The following is a 2042-nucleotide window of genomic DNA, read 5'->3' on the forward strand; positions in this document are numbered from 1 at the left end:
ACTGGTTTGCAAAGAGGTCATTCTTAATGGCGCTGCGTTTCTTCATGGTGGTTAGCTCAGTAGACCAGCTTCCGATAACTTTATCAGCAAAATCAAACTCGGCTTAGGTTTTTCGAGGTGCCCGTATTAGCACAGGCCTAGACCTATCAGTTAATCAATCGGTTTTCAATGCAGCTTACCAGCAAAGCTTAAAATACAGTGACTCACAAGCCAGCCAAGCGTTAAGTGATCTCACAACATTACGCCAATTCGTAACAGGGAACGCTCTATTTGCTTTATTTGATGCGCCTTGGTTTCTCTTTTTCCTCTGTGTGGTGTTTTTACTCCATCCATGGTTAGGCTATCTAGCCTTAGGTGGCGCAACTTTTATTTCCCTACTTGCCTGGCTGAATCAACGTTATACTCATAAACCACTAGCGCAAGCCAATCTAATGGCTCGCAAAGCTATTAATCAGGCCTCTACCCACTTGCGCAATACAGATGTAATCGAGGCAATGGGCATGTTAGGTAATATACGTCGCGGCTGGTTAAGCTACCATCACGCTTTTTTATCCCAACAGAATTTAGCCAGCGAAAGAAATTCAGCCACCAGCGCATGGTCAAAAACCTCACGTTTGATGCTGCAATCTCTGGTATTAGGCATGGGCGCCTGGTTAGTCACTAATAATGAATTGACCGCAGGTATGATGATCGCCAGTTCTATTCTGGTGGGACGTGTACTCAGCCCGATCGACCAATTTATTGCTGTTAGCAAACAATATAATAATGCCAAACAGGCTTATCTACGCTTAGATCAGTTATTCAAACAGCATCCTCCCCGTAAACAAGTGATGACTTTACCTGCTCCAACTGGCGAACTAAGCGTTGAAAATGTTCTCTACCGTCCTGATCCTGAATATCCACCGCTGTTATTTGATATCCAATTTTCACTCTCTGCCAGCCAAACATTGGCTATTATTGGTGCATCTGGTGCAGGGAAATCGACATTAGCTCGGATACTTGTCGGCGCGCTTCCTCCTACTTTAGGATACATCCGGTTGGATGGTGCAAATATTCACCAAATGGATAAAGAAATTTTAGGGCCTCACATTGGTTATCTACCGCAAGATATACAATTATTCGATGGTACAATCGCAGAAAATATTGCTCGTTTTGCTGAAATTAACGTAGACAAAGTAATTACTGCCGCCAAAATTGCCCGAGTGCATGACTTAATTCTCACTTTACCTAATGGATATGACACTCAATTAGGCGAGTACGGCCGTGGCTTATCTGGTGGACAAAAACAGCGATTAGCTTTGGCACGAGCTATTTATGGCCTTCCCCGTTTAATTATTCTCGATGAACCTAACTCTAATCTTGATAGCGAAGGAGATAAAGCCCTGTGCCTTGCGATTGAAGAACTTAAAAAACAACATTGCACCCTTATTATAATTACCCATCGCCCTTTTCTGCTCAGATATGTAGAGCATGTGCTAATTTTACAAGCCGGAATGTCACCACGTTTTGGAACACCACAAACATTATTAAATGAACGGGCACCTCGAAAAACTCAAAATTTTCAATTAACCCTTGGCTTTCATTCTAAATAATTAGATTTTTTTTGATTATCACGCTACTGATTCTATCGCACATTGCCCTGGCTAGGGCCATTTGACCCATTCTGGGCGTCAGAAAGCCACGATGCACGCGCTCTGGAAGTACGCCAACCGCTTTAGGTTGTAACATGCTGCCATCATCGTCATGGCAAAATTAGCGCGCACCTGTCCAATGGTGCGGATCAGTTTTCTACCCATTTGTTCCATCGCCGCAAATGCATGTTCAACCCGTGCCCTAGTCTTTGCAATCCTGTGGTTTCGCCCTTGCTGAGTCTTGGACAACGGTTTGTTTCGATGGCCTTTACGCTGAATCTGGCTCCTATAGCCGTTTGCCTTCAGCCAAGCTTCCCGCTCCGCAGAGGGATAGCCTCGGTCGGCGTAGATATTGCGATTGGTGTTGGCCTTGTCAATGACCCTTTCGAAATGCTGACTGTCGTGGGTGCT

General features: G+C 44.6%; 2 protein-coding genes. One reads left to right on the forward strand and one right to left on the reverse strand.

Translation table 11 applies throughout. From position 1 onward, the window contains the following. Positions 1–125 precede the first annotated feature (125 nt). Positions 126–1592: a type I secretion system permease/ATPase gene (locus CBG25_RS10725; RefSeq protein ID WP_290606577.1), complete on the forward strand. Its 1467-nt coding sequence runs from the start codon at positions 126–128 to the stop codon at positions 1590–1592. Between the two features lie 78 nt (positions 1593–1670). On the opposite strand, the gene CBG25_RS10730 is transcribed toward CBG25_RS10725, so the two are convergent. Beyond that, positions 1671–2042 (reverse strand): transposase (locus CBG25_RS10730; RefSeq protein WP_290603757.1); only part of this gene is annotated, 372 nt, incomplete at its 5' end.

Origin of the sequence: Arsenophonus sp. ENCA, assembly GCF_002287155.1 — a bacterium.
Taxonomy (GTDB): domain Bacteria; phylum Pseudomonadota; class Gammaproteobacteria; order Enterobacterales; family Enterobacteriaceae; genus Arsenophonus; species Arsenophonus nilaparvatae.